The organism is Flavobacterium sp. LC2016-13, from assembly GCF_009707955.1.
GTDB lineage: Bacteria > Bacteroidota > Bacteroidia > Flavobacteriales > Flavobacteriaceae > Flavobacterium.
The window spans coordinates 264,704-285,398 of the sequence record NZ_WMDQ01000004.1 but is presented as its reverse complement, the minus strand read 5'-3'; the positions used below and the strand labels follow the sequence as shown (position 1 = coordinate 285,398).

Genomic DNA, 20,695 nt, shown 5'->3' with positions numbered 1-20,695 from the left:
ACAAAGAATAGTCTAAATGCTTTTTTTGGTTTGATTTTTGGAATACCTTTATGTATAAACCTTAAAAAAAATTATTATGAAAAAGATATTGACCCTTTTCGCTGTTGTTGGATTATTTGCATTTGCTGGTTGTGAAGGACCAGAAGGGCCAGAAGGACCTCCGGGATATGATGGAGCTGATGGATTAATTGCTCAAGTTATTGATGTCAATAACGTTAATTTTGATTTGAATGGAGATGGAGAGCTTATAGATTTTGGTTTCACCCTTTATCCTGGCGATGTAGTTTTGGCTTATAGAGCGACTGGAGTAGCAGCAAATGGAAGTACCGTTTGGACTCAAATTCCAGATTTACAATATTATAATAACGCGACCTTATTTTTTACTTATAAATTTAATTTTAGCCGAGTAGATTTTGAACTTTATCTAGATGGATCCAACTTAAATACTGTACCAGCTAATTTTAGAACTAATCAAAAATTTCGTATTGTAATTGTTCCGGGTGAAGATCCAAAAATTAGTAACAAATCAGTAAATAAGGAGGATTACTCTGATTACAATGCTGTAATTAAAAAGTATAACATTGATGATAGTAAAATAAAAACAGTCAATCTATAATTTTAAAAGTAATGTATAAAAAAAGGAGATCGTAAGATCTCCTTTTTTATACATATATGTTTCGAAAAAACTTATTCCTGATCTGAATCTGTAAGTTCTTTTTCTTCTCCAAATTTTAAAGAAACCAGAATTCCCACTAAAAGCGAAAGCGCAATAAATCCTAAAGAAGCCCATTCCGGAACAACAATCCATTCATGCAATAACATTTTTAAACCAACGAAACTTAAAATAGCAATTAGACTATATTCTAAATAACTAAATTTAGCCAGCATATTCGCCAGGAAGAAATACATAGAACGTAATCCAAGAATCGCAAAAATGTTAGAACTGAAAACTAAAAACGGGTCAGAGGTAATAGCAAGAATCGCTGGAACGCTGTCTACCGCAAAAAGAACATCCATAACTTCAATAACAATCAAAGCAACGAATAATGGAGTAGCGGCTTTTTTTGCCGTTTTTGTAGTAATGAAAAATTTCTCGCCTTCCATTTCAGAAGTAATCGGAATAACTTTTCCTAATGTTTTATATACAAATGAATCTTTAGGCTGAAAATCTTCATCTTCACCAGAAAATAACATTTTTATAGCTGTAAATAATAAGAAAGCACCAAACAAATAAGTCGTCCATGCAAATTTATTAATTAGCATAACGCCAAAGAAAATCATTAATCCACGGAAAATAACAGCACCTAAAATTCCCCAGAACAAAACACGATGTTGGTATTTTTGAGGTATTTTGAAAGAAGCAAAAATAATAGCGATTACAAATATATTGTCTACACTTAAAGATAATTCAATTAAATAACCCGTAATAAACTTCATAGAAGCTACAGCAGGTTTTAGTTTATCAGGATTTGCAATATAATCTGTAGTATAAAGCCAGTAAATAACTCCCGAAAACAAAAAGGATAATGATACCCAGATCAGAGTCCATTTGCTTGCTTCTTTAGTACTGATAATATGAGGGTTTTTATTAAAAACTCCTAAATCTAAAGCAAGGATAAGTACTACGGCTAATAAAAAGAGAATCCAGACAAACATATAATATTTTTTAAATGATTTACAAAGATAGGTTTTGAAGTTTAACTTAAAAATTAATTTATTAGAAAATAACTTTCAAAATAGATAAGATTTAAATTGGGTATTTTACATTGAGCAAAGTCGAAATGCTAAGAGTTAAAAAAAACATCATAATTTTTGTCATTCCGAGGAACGAGGAATCTCCTCAAGTAGCTCTACAAAGATTGGTGCTTTTAGGAGCGGAGTTTATTGTGGAGATTCTTCGTTCCTCGGAATGACATACTTCGAGATAAACCAATAAGTTGGCTGCACTTCGACTTCGCTCAGTGTGACAAATAAAAAAAGTGCCATCAATTAAGATGGCACTTTCCAGTATAATTTGAGCTTAGAATTATAGCGCTGATTTTACAGTTTTGATAATTCTTGCAGCAATTTTGTATGGATCACCGTTAGATGCTGGTCTTCTGTCTTCTAACCAACCTTTCCATCCTTTTTGAACAGTCATTAAAGGAATTCTGATAGAACATCCTCTGTCTGAAACTCCATAAGAGAAATCGTGAATAGAAGCAGTTTCATGTTTACCAGTTAAACGTTGCTCGTTGTAAGCTCCGTAAACCGCAATATGCTCAGCAGTAACAGGACGGAAAGCCTCACAAATTCTTTCGTAAGTAGCTTGGTCTCCACATGTTCTTAACACCTCGTTAGAGAAGTTAGCGTGCATACCAGAACCATTCCAGTCTGTATCTCCTAATGGTTTAGGGTGATATTCGATATAGTAACCATATTTTTCAGTCAAACGATCTAATAAATAACGGGCAACCCAAATTTCGTCTCCGGCTTTTTTAGCACCTTTAGCGAATAATTGAAATTCCCATTGTCCGCAAGCAACCTCTTGGTTAATACCTTCAAAGTTAATTCCGGCAGCGATACATAAATCAGCATGTTCTTCTACTAATTTTCTTCCGTGAGTGTTTTTTCCACCTACAGAGCAGTAGTACATACCTTGTGGAGCAGGATAACCTCCAACAGGGAAACCTAATGGCAATAAAGTTTTTGTATCCATGATAAAATATTCCTGTTCGAAACCAAACCAGAAATCACCATCATCATCAATAGTAGCTCTACCGTTAGAAGAGTGTGGCGTACCGTCAGCATACATAACTTCTGTCATTACTAACCATCCGTTGATGCGAGTTGGATCAGGGTAAATTGCAACAGGAACTAACAAACAGTCAGATGAACCACCTTCGGCTTGTTTTGTTGATGAACCATCAAAAGACCAGTTTCCTAGTTCTTCTAATGTACCTTTGAAATTCTCGTGTTCTTCAACTTTAGTTTTACTTCTAAGATTTTGAGTTGGTTCATATCCATCTAACCAAATGTACTCTAACTTAATTTTAGCCATAATAATATAAATTTATTTTTTTTTGTTTTTTCGCTGGGTCAAATATAGATTTATTTTTTTAGTCCTAAAAATTAGGGGGCTATTTTGTTTAGGCGATCATTATTTTTTAGATAAGTGCAATTTCGAAAGGGGTATATTTTTAAAATAGCATTTTTTTATAGTGTAAAGAATGAAATTCGTAAAAATTGGCTTTGATTTTTGAATTTCATTGCTAATCAATTGCGAAAAATTGTTTATTTAATGAAGAATAGTATTATAATTTGTTATATTTCTTCAAAACGAATTCATTATTCTTTGTAAAAAGCGTCTTATGTTGCAAAATCATCGTATAAAATTCTCTAATTTATCTTTAAAACAGGCTGTTTAATTGTTTATATTTGTTACTCTTTTTTTATAGAAAATTAGTACGAATTTTTAAAATTATATACATGTCAACATTACGTTTCCAAGCTTTAAAAGAAGCTTCTACCAGAAAGCCGGTACATTTTGAAGAAATTGATAGAAAATCTAACATTTTTGGTTCAAATGTGTTCAATGAGAAAGCCATGAAGCAATATTTAACTTCTGATGCTTTAAAAGGAGTTAGAGACGCTATTCAGCATGGAACTAAAATAGAAAGAAAACTGGCAGATTATATTGCCATGGGCATGAAAGAATGGGCTTTGGCAAAAGGTGTTACGCATTATACACACTGGTTTCAGCCACTTACAGGAACAACTGCAGAAAAACACGATGCTTTTTTTGAGACATCTTATGACGGAAGCGATCCTGTAGAAAAATTTGGCGGAGCGCAATTAGTACAACAAGAACCGGATGCATCAAGTTTTCCGAATGGCGGAATCAGAAATACGTTCGAAGCCAGAGGTTATACCGCTTGGGATCCAACTTCTCCAGCCTTTATATATGGAACAACCTTATGTATTCCAACCGTATTTATCGCATACACAGGTGAAGCTTTAGATAATAAAATTCCGTTATTAAGAGCCTTATCTGCAATGGATGAAGCTGCAACAGAAGTTTGTAAATATTTCGATAAAAACGTAAAAAAAGTAACCGCAACTTTAGGTTGGGAACAGGAATATTTTCTAATTGATAAAGCGTTGGCAAATTCTCGTCCGGATTTAATGATGACGGGAAGAACTTTGTTAGGACACACGTCTGCAAAAGGACAACAGCTTGATGACCATTATTTTGGATCAATCCCAACGCGTGCATTAACGTACATGAGAGATTTGGAACAAGAATGTATGTTGCTTGGAATTCCGGTAAAAACTCGTCATAACGAAGTAGCGCCAAACCAATTTGAATTAGCGCCAATTTTTGAAGAAACAAATCTTGCCGTAGATCATAACTCATTATTAATGGATGTGATGCAGAGAGTGGCAGAACGTCATGATTTTAAAGTTTTATTTCACGAAAAACCATTTAAAGGTGTAAACGGATCCGGAAAACATAATAACTGGTCATTGGCAACAGATACGGGAGTTAACTTATTGAGTCCGAGTAAGACACCAATGAGCAATTTACAGTTTTTAACTTTCTTCATTAATACGATAAAAGCCGTAAACGATTACGAAACTTTATTGAGAGCTTCTATTGCAACAGCAAGTAATGATCATAGATTAGGTGCGAATGAAGCACCGCCGGCTATTATTTCGGTTTTTATTGGAGCGCAATTGACAAAAGTATTATCAGAACTAGAAAGCGTTACAACAGGAAAATTATCTCCTGAAGAAAAAACTGATTTAAAACTGAATGTAGTAGGAAAAATTCCGGACGTTCTTTTAGATAACACAGACAGAAACAGAACTTCGCCTTTTGCCTTTACAGGAAATAAATTTGAGTTTAGAGCTGTTGGTTCAAATGCAAACTGTTCGAACGCAATGACAACTCTAAATGCGATTGTAGCAAAACAATTAAAAGATTTTAAAACAGAAGTTGATATTTTAATCGACTCTAAAGACATGAAAAAAGATGACGCGATCTTTAATGTTTTAAGAGAATACATCAAACAATCTAAAAAAATACTTTTTGAGGGTGACGGTTACAGTGATGCCTGGGAAAAAGAAGCAGCAAAAAGAGGTTTAAGCAATTTTAAAACAACTCCGGAAGCGATTAAAGCGAAAGTTTCGAAACAAGCTTTGGATTTATTTGATGAATTGGGAATTTTAAATCATGTTGAAGCTGAAGCGCGTTACGAAATTGAATTGGAAGAATACACCAAAAAAATTCAGATTGAAGGAAGAGTTTTAGGAGATATTGCAAGAAACCATGTAATTCCGACAGCAATTCGTTATCAAAATACATTAATTGAAAATGTAAAAGGATTGAAAGAAATCTTCGGAAAAGAATTCGAAACCATTGCAAAAGAACAAATCGTTTTGATTAAGGAAATTTCAGGTCATATTGAAGGAATCAATTCTAAAGTATTGGCCATGACCGAAGAAAGAAAAAAAGCAAATCAATTAACTGATGCACAAAAAATGGCCGAAGTTTATTGCAATAAAGTAAAACCTTATTTTGAAGACATTCGTAATCACTGTGATAAATTAGAATTATTAGTAGATGACGAAAGCTGGACATTAACTAAATACAGAGAATTGTTGTTTACAAAATAATATTCTACAACATTCGATTTAAAGCCCGTCTTTTTGAGCGGGCTTTTTTATTATATTAAAATGAATTGTATGAAGTTGTAATCATAATAAAAATTGCAATAAGTAATTTCTTATAGCATGAAAAATAAAAATAGCAGTTCATCGGGATAGTGTAACATTTCATCGGAAAGTAGCTAAAATGTTAAAAATAGACGTTCATAATCGATTTTTATTTGAGGAACTTTTATAATTTTAAAGTAGAAATTAATCAATTTTTCTGTTACCGGATTCTATATCTTATCAAATTGTAACCGAAAAAATAGCAGGAACAAACGATCTAGATGTTCGGTACTCTTCAAATAAATCCTAATTAATTTTTATGAATACATCAAACGATGGAATTTCTTTAAAAAATATAATAAAAACCAGTATTGGAGTTGCTAATTCCAGAGCAATATTGTTCTTCGGAACTTCTATGCCTGATTGGGAATAATTGTATAAGCCAAAATTCAAATAGCAAATTCAATGCGAAAATTCAGCAGGGGGTCGTAAACCTGCTGATTTTTTTTTGTGAATCAATAATCGATTCAACGATAGAATTAAAAAAAGGGATTATCTTTGCACCACATCAACACAAACAAATTTTCATGAGTTCAGATTCTAGCAAAAGGTACGCACAAAGAGGTGTTTCGGCATCGAAAGAAGACGTACACAACGCCATAAAAAATATTGATAAAGGTTTATTTCCGCAGGCATTCTGCAAAATCGTTCCGGATTATCTTACACAAGATTCAGAACATTGCTTAATTATGCATGCTGACGGAGCTGGTACAAAATCGTCTTTGGCGTATATGTACTGGAAAGAAACCGGAGATATTTCTGTTTGGAAAGGAATCGCGCAAGATGCGTTAATCATGAATATTGACGATTTATTATGTGTTGGCGCAACCGATAATATTTTGCTTTCATCAACTATTGGAAGAAATAAAAACTTAATTCCTGCTGAAGTTATTTCGGCAATTATCAACGGAACCGAAGAATTAATCAACGAATTAAAAACTTTCGGAGTAACGATTCATTCAACCGGAGGAGAAACTGCAGATGTTGGCGATGTTGTTCGTACAATCATTGTAGATTCAACTGTAACCGCTCGTATGAAACGCAGCGATGTTGTTGATAATGCTAATATCAAAGCGGGAGACGTTATTGTTGGTTTGGCATCTTTTGGTCAGGCAACTTACGAAAAAGGGTATAACGGCGGAATGGGCAGTAATGGCTTAACATCTGCACGTCATGATGTTTTCGGAAAATATCTGGCTAAAAAATATCCTGAAAGTTATGATGCACTTGTTCCGGAAGAATTAATTTATTCAGGTCAGGTAAATTTAACTGATGAAGTTGAAAATAGCCCAATAAACGCAGGTCAGTTGGTACTTTCTCCAACAAGAACTTATGCGCCAATTATCAAGAAAATTTTAGATACTTACTCACCAAACGATATTCACGGAATGGTGCACTGTAGTGGAGGAGCTCAAACTAAAATTTTGCATTTCGTTCAGAATTTACACATTATAAAAGATAATTTATTTCCGGTTCCACCATTATTTAAACTAATTCAGGAACAATCAAAAACCGATTGGAAAGAAATGTATCAGGTTTTTAATTGCGGTCACCGTATGGAAATTTATGTTCCGGAAAATATTGCACAAGATATAATTGCGATTTCAAAATCATTCAATGTCGATGCACAAATCGTGGGTAGAGTAGAAGCAGCAGATGCTAAGAAATTGACAATTACCAGCGAATACGGAACGTTTAAGTATTAAAATTTATTCACCATATAATTTGTAGAGGCGCACGGCAGTGCGTCTCCCGCGATGTTAGACGCACTGCTGTGCGCCTCTACGGAAAAATATAGGGTTAAAAAACACACAAGGCTATGTACGAACTACTTTTTTGGAGATATTTAGAAGAAACTTACTTAAACCATCATGAGGTTTACGAAGCTCTTGTTGAAAAAGAAGAAGTGGAAGGCCTTGAAATACTTCCTGTTCAGGTTATTTTAAACAGGATTGCTTCTGTTTTTTCTCAATGGGAAAAAGTGGATGAAAACAGCTGGCAAAACACTTCAGGAAAAGGAGCTTTTCAGGTTATTACAACACCGCAAAGTATCAAAATCGATTGTTACGGAACCGAAGGAAAAACAATGGATTTATTGGTTGATGTTCTGGAAGAATTCAAATGTCCGCTATACGATCCGCAAGTTCCGGAACGCTATGATGAAATGAGTGAATAGATTTTTTAATCTAAAAAACTTTGCGAAACTTCGCGATAGTTTTGTGAACCTCTGCGAAATAAACTATTAAACAAAGTCACACAAAGATTCTCTAAAACTAACTTATAGTTATGGCATCAAATTTCAATTTCTCAGACAATATTATTTTAGAAGACGATTTGGTTTTATTGCGTCCTTTGCAAGAATCAGATGTTGAAAATCTTTTAGAGATTTCCATTAATGAACCTGAAACCTGGAAATTTTCTTTAGTTGGTGCCGACGGAAAAGAAAACCTAATCAACTACATTAAATCTGCAATAAAAGAACGAGAAAATAAAAAGGAATTTCCGTTTATAGTTTTCGATAAAAAATCTCAAAAATACACAGGATCAACCCGTTTTTACGATATTCAACTTCAATATAAAACATTACAATTAGGATATACATGGTACGGATCTGCCTTTAGAGGAACCGGATTAAACAAACATTGTAAATTCTTACTGCTACAATTTGCTTTTGAAACTCTGGGAATGGAACGTGTAGAATTTCGTGCCGATAACAATAACGAACGAAGCATTGCTGCCATGAAAAGCATAGGCTGCAAAGTAGAAGGTGTTTTAAGAAGCCACATGCCAACAAGAGATGGTGATGTTCGCAGAGATTCTATAGTTTTAAGTATTCTTAAAGACGAATGGTTTGATGTCGTAAAAGAAAATTTAAAGGGGAAATTATAGTTTTGTTATTGATTAAAAATTAAAAATTAAAAATTAAAAATTAAAATTGGCGACTATTCACGATTCACAATTCACGATTTTTAATTCTATCCATCTTTCAATAATAAACCTTGTTCCTTTCTTATTTTTGCAACCAATTGATCAACATAAATCTGTATTTTTTTAGGTAATAAAGACCAATTTTTATCCTTTTTAAAACTTCTGCAATCATCTAAATTGCATTCTACAGCGCGAATCACATATTTTTGTTTTTTATAAACCGTAATAATCTTCACGCGCCGTATTTCGTTATTTTCATCTCTGGTTCCATATACAATTATAGGTTCGATATAACCGTCACCGTCAAGATCTTTAGTACTGCAATATTTTGTCCAGAACCAAATATTAGTTTCTACAGATTCATTAATTTCTACTACATCATTAATAGTCCATTTTTCAAGAAAACCACCGTGATCGTTAACTTCACAAAGTGCTTTAATTTTTGTATTTAAAGTATCTTTTTTAGAAATGGTTTTTCGGTTTTCCGTTAAAACCAATTCAAAAACGCCGCCTTTATCCTGATATTCGTAAGCTTTGTAAATCGGAAAATCCGAAAGACTTTTTAATTCTCGTTCTGCTATTTGTTCTTTATCTAAAATATAACTTTCTACCTTTTGTGAAAAGCTTAAAGAAGGAATCGAAAGTATTAGGCATATAATATAATTTTTCATGTAACAGATGTTGTTTTTGGGTAAATCAAAGATATTCAAAAGGTTTTCAGACTAAAAGTTTTTATATTTTTTAAAAAGCGTTTTTTATCGTATTTTTCTAACGAAAATCAGATAACACAAAATATCAAACAAAATAACTGATGAATATTATTAAAACAAAATGCTTTCTTTTTGGATTATCAATTCTAATGCTCGGTTTTTCAACTAAAACAGAAGCTCAGGAAAAAACAAAAAGCCTCAAAAATTTAATTCAGTATGTTGATCCAATGATTGGTACGGCCAAAATGGGACATACCTATCCGGGCGCAACAGTTCCGTTTGGAAGCGTGCAATTAAGCCCTGAAACTGATACAATCGCCTACGGTTTAAACGGAAAATATAACGGAGAAGTCTATAAATATTGTGCAGGATATCAATATGAAGATAAAACAATTGTAGGTTTTAGTCACACTCATTTTAGCGGAACGGGACATTCTGATTTAGGAGATTTCTTGATTATGCCTACAACCGGAAAATTACAATTGAATCCCGGAGTAGCTTCAAAACCATTATCAGGTTATCGATCTGCGTTTTCGCATACAACAGAAAAAGCAGAACCGGCCTATTATAGCGTTTTTCTGGAAGACCATAAAATCAAAGCAGAACTTACCGCAACAACGCGTGTAGGAATGCATCAATATACATTTCCAAAATCAGACGAAGCACATATAATTCTTGATTTAACTTCGGGAATTTACAATTATGACAAGAAAAATGTATGGACATTTGTTCGCGTTGAAAACGATACTTTGATTACTGGATATCGCCAAACCAATGGCTGGGCAAGAACGAGAACCGTTTATTTTGCGATGTCTTTTAGTAAACCAATAAAAAGCTACGGACAAGCTGTACAGGAAAAAAGTGTTTACAGAGGTTTTTGGGGAAGATTTGATCAAACCAAAAATTTCCCTGAAATGGCAGGTCAAAACCTAAAATTGTTTTTTGATTTTAATACCGAAGAAGGAGAAAAAATCAAAATAAAAATGGCGCTGTCGCCAGTAAGTTCTGCCGGAGCGCTTGAGAATATGAAAAAAGAAGTTCCGGGCTGGGATTTCGAAAAAGTAAAAAAACAAAGTCAGGAAGTTTGGAATAAAGAATTGAATAAAATTCAGATAGAAACCATTCAGAAAGAAGATTTCGTGAATTTTTATACTGCAATGTATCACGCATTTTTAGGTCCAACAGAATATATGGATCTTGACGGAAATTATAAAGGTTTGGATATGAACGTTCATAAAGCCGAAAACTTTAAAAACTATACCAGTTATTCTTTATGGGATACGTACCGTGCTTTGCATCCTTTATTTAATATAGTACAGCCAGCACGAAATTCAGATATGATTAGTTCGATGTTGGCGCATTCAGATCAAAGTGTACATAAAATGCTGCCAATCTGGTCGCATTATGCCAATGAAAACTGGTGTATGATTGGGTATCATTCTGTTTCTGTAGTGGCAGATGCTATTGTAAAAGGCAATACAAATTTTGATCCTGAAAAAGCGCTTCAGGCTTGTGTGAATACAGCTAAAGTTCGTTATTATGACGGATTAGAATATTACATGAAAATGGGCTATGTTCCTGAAGATAAAAACGGTGCTTCGGTTTCTAAAACTTTAGAATATGCTTATGATGACTGGGCAATTGCTCAGGCGGCGAAGAAATTAGGTAAAACAGATATTTACAATGAATTCATAGAAAGATCTAAAAATTATAAAAACGTTTACGATGCCAAAACGGGTTTTATGCGTCCGAAATTAAATGACGGAACTTTCAAAAAAGAATTCGATCCATTAGATACACACGGACAAGGTTTTATTGAAGGAAATTCATGGAATTATAGTTTATACGTTCCGCAAGATCCAGCCGAAATGATTAAAATGATGGGTGGAAATGACAAATTTAATGTTCGTTTAGATTCATTATTCAACATGCATTTACCGGACAAATATTTCGAAAATACAGAAGATATTACAAGAGACGGAATCATAGGAAATTATGTTCACGGAAACGAACCTTCACATCATGTAGTTTATTTATACAACTGGACAAATTCTCCTTGGAAAGCTCAGGATAAAATCAGAATGATCCTGAAAAAAATGTACCGAAATGGTGCCGATGGTTTAGGTGGAAATGACGATTTCGGACAAATGAGCGCGTGGTATATCTTTAGCAGTTTAGGGTTTTATCCTGTTGCGCCTGCTTCTGACGAATATGCTTTGGGAAGTCCATTAGTAAAAAATGCGATTTTCAATTTAGAAAATGGTAAAACATTTGAAGTAGAAACGGTAAATCAATCCGATAAAAATGTGTTTGTGAGCAAAGTACTTTTAAACGGAAAACAACTTTTTACACCTTTCTTAAAACACTCGGATGTTATAAATGGAGGAAAAATTACTTTTTATATGAGTAATAAACCAAATAAAAAAGGTTATTAGATTTAAAAGAGGTTTAGTTTGCCACGAATTACACGAATTTGCACTAATTTAATTCGTGGTAATTTGTGTGATTCGTGGCAAAAAAAATAATAAAAACACAATCGTGATAGAGTTTGCAAAAAACTTCCCGAAATTTGCCTTTCAAATAAAGAAAATTAAATATGAAAATAAATCTAAAATCAGGAATCGATAAATTGCTTTTCGGAATGAAGCAAAACGATGTTACGGCTGCTTTAGGAAAACCGGATAAAAATTATAAAGATGAAGATGACAATGTAATTTTTGTGTACAATGCACAAAAAATCAGATTGACGTTTTATGAAGAAGAAGAATTGAAATTAGGTTATTTAGTAGCTTCAAGCAATGATTTAGAAGTTTTTGGATTCAAGTTAATCGGAAGAAAAATTGCTGATGTAAAGAAAGATTTTGCAGCAAAAGGAATTACAAAATACACTCAGGAAACTTTTGATACTTTCGAGAATTATTTCAATGAAGACAACTGGTTTATTCTTCAAACAGAATTTGATGAGGTTGTGAAGTTTGAAGTAGGAGCGATCATCAATGACAAAGACGAATTTGACTGGAAGTTTCCGGTGAAAAAGTAATCACAATATTGTCAGACTGAGCGAAGTCGAAGTCCCACAAAGTATTCGGCTTGCGGAACTTCGACTTCGCTCAGTCTGACAAATTTTCGACTTCGATCAGTCTGATAAATAAAAAAAACCGACAAGTGATTGTCGGTTTTTTTTATGTTAAAGAAATATTATCCTTTCAACCATGCATTTTTAAGTTTTTCTTTTGAAGCATCTGTAGCTTTAAAAGTTTCTTTTTCTTCGTATGGTAATTTTACAGTTCCTTTTATAATTTCTTCTTTTCCGCCACGTTTTACTTTTACAGTGATAGCGTCATTTTCTTTCCAGTTTTCACTTTCCCCAATCAAATCATAGATGTTGTCTAGTGAATATGGTTTATCATTTACAGCAACGATGATATCACCGGCTTTAAGATTTAAACTAGTAAAGAATACATTTAAATCACCAGGACGAACGCTTATTTCTTTGGTTGCTTTGTCAACAGCAATGTAAGGAGTTTGTCCTTTGATAAAAATAGCTCCTTTAGTTTTTTCAGAAGCTTTTGTTACACCAACTTTCGCTAAATAAAAATCATAAGGAATTGGAGTTGTTCCGGCTACATATTTATTTAAAAACTCTCCAACTTCAGGATAAGTCAATTCAGTAATTTTAGCAAAAAGCTCACTGTCATTAAATGGTTTTTCAACTCCGTATTCAGTTGCTAATTTGTGCATTAAATCAAGAATTCCTCTTTCTCCGTTGCTTTTTTCTCTGATGATTATATCAATACACATTCCGATAAGTGCACCTTTTTGATATACATTTAAGTATTGATCTTTGTATGGCTGCTCTAAAACATTTTTACTCATTGTTGTAAATGACATAGTATCATTTAAACCTTTTGCCTGTTCTATTTTATCAGCAATACGAGTATAAAATTCAGTTTCGTTAATCAAACCTTGATTAATTTGAAAAAGATTGGCAAAATATTCTGTTACACCTTCGTACATCCATAAATGCTCTGACATTTTTGGTGCGTTATAATCAAAATACTGAATTTCTTTTGAGTGAATAGTCAATGGCGTTACAATATGGAAAAACTCATGAGAAACGACATCTTTCATTGATTCTACCAATTTTTCTTTTGGCATAGATTCCGGTAAAACAACTGTAGTTGCAGTTGGGTGTTCTAAAGCACCAAAACCGTGAGCATCGTCTTTAGCCAAACTTGATAAATACAATAAAACAGTATATTTTTTAGTAGCATTTACTTTTCCTAAAAAGTTTTTCTGAGCCGTCATCATTGTTTTCATTTCCGGAGTAATACTTTCAGCAGTAAATTTTCCTGTTGGAGAATAAACAGCAATTAAAATATCCATTCCGTTTACGTTAAATGTAGTGTAATCCGGTTTAGAATACATAATCGGATTTTCAACTAAAACAGCATAACGCGGTGTTGAGAAAACGTCGCTTGTTTTGCTTGCATCTTCATCATTCATTGAAGTTGCTCCCCAAAGCGTTTCAGGATGTGTAATCGTAACTTTATAAGGAACATCTAACTTATCCTGAAAATAACCCACAAAACCGTGTGTATTTACTAAGAAATTGATTCCTGCGTTGATGTTTGTTCCAGCTGGCGAAAACACATCATCATTACCAAATCCGGTTCCTTTTTCAGTATCAAAAGTATCCCCAACTAAATAAGTAACTTTTGCTAATGTTTTTGCATTAGAAATTGACCAGGAATTATCGTCAATTCTTTTTACGGTTAAAGCATTTCCTTTTGCATCAAAAGCTTTAAAACCGTCTGAATATTTACCGTAATTATCTGTAGAATAAGTTCCCGGAACTGTTTTGGGAATGCTATAAATAACTTCGTCTGTTTTTATAGCCGGAGGTGTAACTGTTACCAAAACCTTATCGTCTTTTACATCTACAAGATTAATGTTTACCGATACGGTATTATTTGCAGCTCCCGAAGTACTACCAGTTTTACAGCTCCAAAATGTCGCTGCAAGCGCTAGTGTGTAAAGTATTTTTTTCATTTGTTTATGTTTAGTTATTTGTATTTGACTTACAAAATGTCAAAAAGTTACATTAAAGTAAAAATATAAAAAAAAACTCCTGATTTGCAGGAGTTTTATGTTAGTCTAGTTTGTTTTTTATATAATATTTTCCGTCCAGGTCTTCATCAAAATCGTCAATTTTAACAGGTTTTGGCTTTGGTTTGTTTGCAATTGCCTTCTTTTTCCACATTTCAAATTTTTCAAGTGGCATTTTCTTTTTCATGATTTCCAGAACTTCTTTTTCTGCCAATCCAAATTCTTTTTTTATAATTTCAAATGGATTTTTTTCTTCCAAGGCTAACGAAACAAGTTTTTCGGTTTGTTCCCAGCTCAACTCTTTGCGGTTACTCTTTTTCATCACGTGAAAATTAATTCAAATAGTGGTTAATGATTAATAGATTGATCTTCAATTTATGTATCAATATTAATAAAAAAAATAATTAGTTGGTTCGATCAGGTATGTTTTTTTTAGTGATTTTGAATGTTTTTTATCGATCTTGATTTTTGAAACGGAATTTGTAATAAATTTTTCAATTTGTTGTTTTCTTCCAATGCCATATGAGTATCAACTCCGTAAATTAATTCTTCTTTTGGCAGCGTCGTAAAAGTGCCAAAAAGCCTGTCCCAAACAGAGAATATATTCCCGTAATTACTATCTGTATAAGGCACAACATAATGATGATGAACTTTATGCATATTGGGAGAAACGATAAAGTAGCTTAGAAAAAGATCTAATTTATTGGGTAAAGAAATATTGGCGTGATTAAACTGTGAAGCTACGACTGATAAGGACTGATATAGAAAAACCATCCACATTGGAGTTCCTACGATTAAAACGCCAAGAGTCGTAAATAAAAACCGAATAACACTTTCACCAGGATGATGCCTGTTGGCCGTTGTAGTATCGATCCAGGTATCAGTATGATGTACGATATGAAATCTCCAGAGGAATTTTATCTTATGTTGTATAAAATGCACTAAATACGCTCCAATTAAGTCTAATAATAGTAATCCGATAATAGTATAGAGCCAAATTGGTATTGTTGGCAGCCATTGTAAAATTCCAAAGTGATTTTGAGTTGTCCAATCGGCAGTTCGGATTAAAATAAAAGCCAATACAAAATTGACTATAATCGTAGTAAACGTCAGAAAGAAGTTTATTCCTGCATGATGCCATTTTCGATATTGCATCTGAAACAATGGAAAGGTGTTTTCAATTAACCAAAACAGCGTAATTCCTCCAACCAAAATTAAACTTCGGTGTGAAGACGGAATCGTACTAAAATAAGCAATAATATCGTTCATGACATTCAATTTTAATAGTGTCTTTTCGGCTTTATAGTAACGAAAAAAGAGAAAATCAAATATAAATATATCAGATTTTCTCTTTAAAAAAATAACTTTAGCGTTAAAATATTTACTATTTTTTGATCAGGCTAATGATAAATAGGAGTACCCAGGCACCTCCAACGGCTATTATAATTTGCCAAAGCAGACCGCCGCCGCCAATACCAAGTTTACCGGCAATCCACCCGCCAATGAATCCACCAATAATTCCAACGATGATGTTGCCAATGATTCCAAAGCCAGCGCCTTTCCAAATTTGACCTGCTAACCATCCTGAAATTGCTCCAATAAGTAAGAAATATAAAAATGCCATAGTGTAAATTTTAATGTGATTAGTTTGATTTAATTATTCTTGTTCGTTTTTCTGTAATAATGTTTTGTAAATAAATCCGGCTACAACAGCTCCAAGAATTGGTGCGACCCAAAATAGCCAAACTTGCGATAAAGGCTCTCCCAGAGTAAAAAGAGCTTGTGATAAAGATCTTGCAGGATTTACAGAAGTATTGGTAATTGGAATACTGATTAAGTGAATTAAAGTTAAAGCCAGACCAATTACAATACCACAGAATGGCGTGTTTGCAAATTTATCGGTAGCTCCTAAAATTATCAATAAGAAAAATAATGTTAGTACAAACTCAGCAATAAAAGCAGATGGCAATGAATATCCATCAGGTGAAAATGCTCCAAAACCATTTGAGGCAAAAGCTCCGGCTTTTGTATTATCAATTACAAAGCCTGCTTTTCCTGAGGCAATTGTGTATAAAGTACCTGCAGCTGCAATAGCTCCAATACATTGTGCAATGATATAAGGAATAAGATCTTTTGCCGGAAATCTTCCGCCCGCCCATAAACCAAATGAAACGGCAGGATTAAAATGCCCACCGGAAATATGCCCAACAGCATACGCCATTGTTAATACCGTCAAACCGAAAGCTAATGCAACACCTGCAAACCCGATTCCTAATTCAGGATATCCGGCAGCAAAAATAGCGCTCCCACAACCTCCAAAAACTAGCCAATAAGTCCCGAAGAACTCAGCAAATAATTTTTTCATAATAAAATAATTTTAATTAATAGTTTGATTGTTAAAGGGTATATAAGTAAGCCCATAAAATCAATACAATTTGTAAGGGCAAACGTATTAATAAAATAAATTTCAACAAAGAAAAATTACCTTTTTTCTTACAAAACATATAAACATTCGCAGGAAAGACAGCAATTAGTAATGCTATAATTCCCCAGGCAGCAATATGGGTTGTAAAAGGAACTATTAAGAGTATGCCTAAAATAATTTCGGCAGCTCCGCTTAAAATATTTAATAATTTGGGGTTCGGAAAGAATGGGGGAATGATCCTGATGTACATTCCCGGATTTTTAAAATGATTAATTCCGGCAAGTATATATAAAACAGCCATTACGTACAAATGCCAGGGTAAATTCATGATATTTAATATTTATCACGAATTTATAAAATAAATTAACAATTATTGTATTACAAGTACGTTTTTTTACGAGTAACCAAATTTTGTTAAATTTTACGCTTGAAATTTACATTCATAATAATGATGGCCAGAATGATTAAAAGAATTCCAGCCCATTGTAAAAAGATCACTTTTTCATTCAATAAAATAAACGCCATTGTAACAGAAACAGGAAGTTCAAGCGCAGAAACGATACTTCCTAAACCAATTCCGGTTAACGGAAATCCTGCATTCATAAGCATAGGAGGAATAATTGTACCAAATAAAGACAAAACGATTCCCCATTTCATGAAAATGGCAAGATTAAAAGTGGTGGTTTGAGTAGCAAATGCAAATGAGAACACGATTACCGCTCCGCCCAAAAGCATGTATAAACTACGCTGTGCAGATGAAATTTCAGTAGCCACACGATTTGCAGTAAACATGGTTGTAGTAAATGATGCTGCAGCCAAAACGCCCCACGCAATACCACGCCAATCTAGTTTTATATCGTTATTGATAAGGTTTGTTGCCAAAGCAGTACCGATTAACACAATAAAAACAGCTACTACTTTTTGTTTTGAAGGTAATTTTTTCTCTAAAATCATTTCAAGTAAAACCCCCATCCAAACGGTTTGCATTAACAAAACGATACCAATTGAAACGGGAATATATTTTACAGCCAGATAATAAAACAAACTAGTCATTCCTAAAGAAGTACCGGCAAGCATTAAATTGAATATATTTTTAGGTGTAGCTTTTACAACATTTTCTTTATGTTTTATTTTTTGAAAAGCATTAATCAATAAAATGCCCAGAATTCCTAAAACAAATTGAGAGGTTGTTACTTCGGCTGTTGTATATCCTTCTGTGTAAGCCATTTTTACAAAAGTGGCTAACATTCCGTAACTTGTAGCTCCAAGCGCAACTAAAAATACTCCCTTTAATACATTGTTTTGTGACATCTTAACTTATTTAGATTAAAAAATAAAAGCCGGCAAAGGTAAGCTATTTTGTTTAGGATTTAATAGAAAATGGTTTCAAACATTACTATTGTAATGATTTTTGAATTAATTTATATCGCAAAATTGTGTATTTGATATAATTATAGAAAAAAGAAACCCATCAAAATCTAGATTTTGACGGGTTAAAATTTAACTGCTGAATTAAATATTATTTAGCAGGTTGATTTTGATATGTTTCAATTTCAAAAATCAAAGTTGAGTTTGGCGGAATTACGCCTCCGGCACCTCTTTCTCCGTATGCCAGATTTGAAGGAAGAAAAAAGATTGCTTTTTCTCCGTCAGTCATCATTCCTAAAGCTTCAAGGAAACCAGGAATCATTCCATCTTTTTTACCAGCTACAAAAGGAAATGCCTGATATCCTTTTTGAGCATCTCTGGTGGCATCATATTTTCCGTAATCTCTTGCGACCTGAGCTATACTACTGTCAAAAAGTTCTCCATTTTCAAAATAACCTGCATAATGAAAATAGAAAGTAGTTCCGTCTGCTGGTTTTACTCCACTTCCTTTTTTGGTAATAACGTATTTTAAACCTGTTTCTGTCGTTGTTGCAGTAGCTTTAGTACTCGCAAAATAAGCTGCTTTTGCTGCAATTACTTTTTGGCTTTCGCCTTTTTTTGCTTCTTCTTTTTTAGCATCATCTGTTAAAACTTTTACAGCATCAAACTTTTTAGCTGCAGCACCTTTACGAGTAATGGTAATTTTTGTCATGATATCATCCTGAACAATTTTATTCACAACGTCCATTCCTGAAACAACATGACCAAAAATAGTATGTTTTCCATTTAACCAAGGCGTATCTTTATGTGTAATAAAAAATTGGCTTCCGTTTGTAGCAGGGCCTGAATTTGCCATTGCTAAAATACCGCCTTTATCAAATTTTAGATTATCAACAAATTCATCTTTAAATGAAAATCCAGGACCTCCCGAACCATTCCCGTCCGGATCTCCACCCTGAATCATAAAATCATTAATAACTCTGTGAAATTTTAATCCGTCATAAAATGGTTTTCCTTTTAATTTCTCCACTTTTACATTAGGATTTTTACCTTCTGCCAAAGAAATGAAGTTAGCAACAGTTACCGGTGCTTTTACATATTCTAAAGTCAAAACGATATCGCCTTTAGTTGTAGAAATAGTAGCAAAAATACCTTCATTAGGATTTGTTGCAGCTACTGCTTTCGTTGCAGTTTTTGTTGCAGCTGGTTTTTTTGCAACCGTTTTTTTTGTCGTTTGCGCTTGCATATTAACCATTGCAAGGCAAAATAAAAATAAAAATTTAAACTTCATTTTAATACTAATTTAAGTCTATTATAATTATTGAGGTTTTTCTAATAATTGAATTTCAAAAATGATATTTGAATTTGGTGGAATTACTCCTCCGGCTCCAGCTGCTCCGTAAGCTAAATGTGATGGAATAAAAATAACTGCTTTATCTCCAAAAGAAAGTTTTTCGATACCTTCAATAAATCCGGGAATCATACCGTCTTTACGTCCTGCCTGAAAAGGAATTGGCTGATAAGCTTTAGCTTCTGCTCTTGCCGGATCAAATTTTCCAAAAGTTTTTGCTACATCTTCTATACTTGTATCAAACAAAGTTCCGTCTTCTAAAAACCCTGCATAGTGAATATATAACTGAGTTCCGTTAGCAGGTTTTTTACCGGCTCCTTTTTCAGTAATAACATATTCTAAACCAGTAGAAGTTTTAGTAGCTTTTGCTTTTAATGAAGCATAATAATCTACTTTTTCTTTTTGAACTCCTGCAAATTTGCTTTTCTCTTTTGCTATTCCGGAAAAATAATCATGAAATACTTTTACAGCATCAAACTTTTTAGCAGCTTCACCATTTCTGATAATCGTAACAGAAACCATATTGTCACCTTGTTTTACCTGGTTTACAACTTCTTGTCCTTTTTCTACAACATGACCAAAAATAGTGTGTTTTCCGTCTAACCAAGGAGTTTCAACGTGTGTAATAAAAAATTGACTGCTGTTTGTTCCTGGACCGTTATTTGCCATTGCCAAAACACCGGCTTTATCAAATTTTAAATCGGTAAATTCATCTTTAAATTTGTATCCTGTATCTCCAGAACCTGTTCCTAAAGGATCTCCTGTCTGAATCATGAAATCTTCGATAACTCTGTGAAATTTTAATCCGTCAAAAAACGGTTTACCTTTAAGGTCTTCATTCGTTATAAATTCATTTTTTCCTTCGGCTAAGGTTACAAAATTAGCAACCGTAATTGGAGCTTTTTTATAATCAAGTTCAACAATAATATGTCCTTTATTCGTTTCAATATCGGCATATAATCCATCAGGTAAATTGCTGTGCTCGTCTTTACAAGAATATAATGAAGAAACGGCCAATAGTAATAATAGAATACTTTTTTTCATTTT

At 33.3% G+C, this 20,695-nt stretch carries 19 protein-coding genes; 7 read left to right on the top strand and 12 right to left on the bottom strand.

The genetic code is table 11. The features are described from left to right. Nucleotides 1–76: 76 nt before the first annotated feature. Nucleotides 77–616, top strand: coding sequence for a hypothetical protein (locus GKZ86_RS10505; protein WP_154783063.1), 540 nt, complete (start codon nt 77–79; stop codon nt 614–616). Nucleotides 617–687: 71 nt separating this feature from the next. On the opposite strand, the gene GKZ86_RS10500 is transcribed toward GKZ86_RS10505, so the two are convergent. Both GKZ86_RS10500 and GKZ86_RS10495 read right to left on the bottom strand, forming a co-directional pair. After that, entirely contained in the window at nt 688–1,656 is a 969-nt protein-coding gene (locus GKZ86_RS10500) for a TerC/Alx family metal homeostasis membrane protein (RefSeq protein WP_154783062.1), read from the bottom strand. 370 nt (nt 1,657–2,026) lie between these two features. Then, nucleotides 2,027–3,040, bottom strand: a complete 1,014-nt coding sequence (locus GKZ86_RS10495; RefSeq protein WP_154783061.1) for a glutamine synthetase beta-grasp domain-containing protein — start codon at nt 3,038–3,040, stop codon at nt 2,027–2,029. 428 nt (nt 3,041–3,468) lie between these two features. Here GKZ86_RS10495 and GKZ86_RS10490 point away from each other — a divergent pair, with 428 nt between their 5' ends. The 4 genes from GKZ86_RS10490 (at nt 3,469) to GKZ86_RS10475 (ending at nt 8,646) form a co-directional block, all read left to right on the top strand. Next, entirely contained in the window at nt 3,469–5,658 is a 2,190-nt protein-coding gene (locus GKZ86_RS10490; protein WP_154783060.1) for a glutamine synthetase III, read from the top strand. Nucleotides 5,659–6,284: 626 nt separating this feature from the next. Beyond that, on the top strand, nt 6,285–7,463 hold the full coding sequence (locus tag GKZ86_RS10485; RefSeq protein ID WP_154783059.1) for an AIR synthase related protein: 1,179 nt from the start codon (nt 6,285–6,287) through the stop codon (nt 7,461–7,463). Nucleotides 7,464–7,576: 113 nt separating this feature from the next. Next, nucleotides 7,577–7,933 carry a hypothetical protein gene (locus GKZ86_RS10480; protein WP_154783058.1) on the top strand — a complete coding sequence of 119 codons (357 nt, stop codon included), beginning with the start codon at nt 7,577–7,579 and terminating at the stop codon, nt 7,931–7,933. Between the two features lie 110 nt (nt 7,934–8,043). Further along, on the top strand, nt 8,044–8,646 hold the full coding sequence (locus GKZ86_RS10475; RefSeq protein WP_154783057.1) for a GNAT family N-acetyltransferase: 603 nt from the start codon (nt 8,044–8,046) through the stop codon (nt 8,644–8,646). A gap of 86 nt (nt 8,647–8,732) precedes the next feature. Here the strand turns inward: GKZ86_RS10475 and GKZ86_RS10470 are convergent, their stop codons facing one another. Next, complete coding sequence (locus GKZ86_RS10470) at nt 8,733–9,356, bottom strand: M949_RS01915 family surface polysaccharide biosynthesis protein (RefSeq protein ID WP_154783056.1); 624 nt, start codon at nt 9,354–9,356, stop codon at nt 8,733–8,735. Between the two features lie 188 nt (nt 9,357–9,544). On the opposite strand from GKZ86_RS10470, the gene GKZ86_RS10465 reads away from it, so the two are divergent. Both GKZ86_RS10465 and GKZ86_RS10460 read left to right on the top strand, forming a co-directional pair. Then, on the top strand, nt 9,545–11,830 hold the full coding sequence (locus tag GKZ86_RS10465; protein ID WP_370456756.1) for a GH92 family glycosyl hydrolase: 2,286 nt from the start codon (nt 9,545–9,547) through the stop codon (nt 11,828–11,830). A gap of 161 nt (nt 11,831–11,991) precedes the next feature. Further along, a complete protein-coding gene (locus GKZ86_RS10460) occupies nt 11,992–12,435 on the top strand; it encodes a hypothetical protein (protein WP_154783054.1) in 444 nt (147 codons plus the stop codon). 158 nt (nt 12,436–12,593) lie between these two features. Here GKZ86_RS10460 and GKZ86_RS10455 read toward each other — a convergent pair whose 3' ends face one another. The 9 genes from GKZ86_RS10455 to GKZ86_RS10415 all read right to left on the bottom strand — a co-directional run bounded on the left by GKZ86_RS10455 (nt 12,594) and on the right by GKZ86_RS10415 (nt 20,692). Next, nucleotides 12,594–14,447, bottom strand: coding sequence for a peptidase M61 (locus tag GKZ86_RS10455; RefSeq protein ID WP_154783053.1), 1,854 nt, complete (start codon nt 14,445–14,447; stop codon nt 12,594–12,596). 100 nt (nt 14,448–14,547) lie between these two features. Continuing rightward, nucleotides 14,548–14,826, bottom strand: coding sequence for a DUF2805 domain-containing protein (locus tag GKZ86_RS10450; protein ID WP_154783052.1), 279 nt, complete (start codon nt 14,824–14,826; stop codon nt 14,548–14,550). Between the two features lie 110 nt (nt 14,827–14,936). After that, a complete protein-coding gene (locus GKZ86_RS10445) occupies nt 14,937–15,773 on the bottom strand; it encodes a sterol desaturase family protein (protein ID WP_154783051.1) in 837 nt (278 codons plus the stop codon). Nucleotides 15,774–15,888: 115 nt separating this feature from the next. Further along, complete coding sequence (locus GKZ86_RS10440) at nt 15,889–16,128, bottom strand: GlsB/YeaQ/YmgE family stress response membrane protein (protein ID WP_154783050.1); 240 nt, start codon at nt 16,126–16,128, stop codon at nt 15,889–15,891. Nucleotides 16,129–16,161: 33 nt separating this feature from the next. Continuing rightward, the gene (aqpZ, locus tag GKZ86_RS10435; protein WP_154783049.1) at nt 16,162–16,869 is read right to left on the bottom strand and encodes an aquaporin Z; all 708 of its coding nucleotides are present in this window, start codon (nt 16,867–16,869) and stop codon (nt 16,162–16,164) included. A 31-nt stretch (nt 16,870–16,900) separates the two neighbouring features. Beyond that, nucleotides 16,901–17,257 (bottom strand): MauE/DoxX family redox-associated membrane protein, encoded by a 357-nt coding sequence (locus tag GKZ86_RS10430; RefSeq protein ID WP_154783048.1) that lies wholly within the window; start codon nt 17,255–17,257, stop codon nt 16,901–16,903. Between the two features lie 86 nt (nt 17,258–17,343). Beyond that, nucleotides 17,344–18,240 (bottom strand): DMT family transporter, encoded by an 897-nt coding sequence (locus tag GKZ86_RS10425; protein ID WP_154783047.1) that lies wholly within the window; start codon nt 18,238–18,240, stop codon nt 17,344–17,346. Between the two features lie 208 nt (nt 18,241–18,448). Continuing rightward, a complete protein-coding gene (locus tag GKZ86_RS10420) occupies nt 18,449–19,588 on the bottom strand; it encodes a peptidylprolyl isomerase (protein ID WP_154783046.1) in 1,140 nt (379 codons plus the stop codon). Nucleotides 19,589–19,615: 27 nt separating this feature from the next. Beyond that, nucleotides 19,616–20,692 carry a peptidylprolyl isomerase gene (locus GKZ86_RS10415; protein ID WP_154783045.1) on the bottom strand — a complete coding sequence of 359 codons (1,077 nt, stop codon included), beginning with the start codon at nt 20,690–20,692 and terminating at the stop codon, nt 19,616–19,618. Between the last annotated feature and the right edge of the window lie 3 nt (nt 20,693–20,695).